This window comes from Parachlamydia acanthamoebae, assembly GCF_000875975.1.
Classification (GTDB): Bacteria; Chlamydiota; Chlamydiia; order Chlamydiales; family Parachlamydiaceae; genus Parachlamydia; species Parachlamydia acanthamoebae.
Window position 1 is genome coordinate 1 of sequence record NZ_BAWW01000072.1, and the last position, 231, is coordinate 231.

Annotated in this window: 1 pseudogene; it reads left to right on the plus strand. The window is 38.5% G+C overall.

The features are described from left to right. Nucleotides 1-200, plus strand: a pseudogene (locus AOM43_RS13915) (glycosyltransferase family 2 protein); the annotation flags it as partial. Nucleotides 201-231 lie beyond the last annotated feature (31 nt).

The following is a 231-nucleotide window of genomic DNA, read 5'->3' on the forward strand; positions in this document are numbered from 1 at the left end:
GAGAAATGATTGAAAGGTTGTTGCAAAATCAACCGCTTATGATTCCATATGCATTTTTGCATATTTTGGCAAAATGGGCTGGATACAAAATCGGAAGTATGAGTTCTTGGATGCCGCTCTGGTTGAAAAAGAAGTTAAGTAGCCAGGACTTTTATTGGGTTTCTCAAGATTTCATGCAGGGCCGTTCAAAGATGTTATGATTAGTTGGACATTTCCCGGAAAATTTTCTGC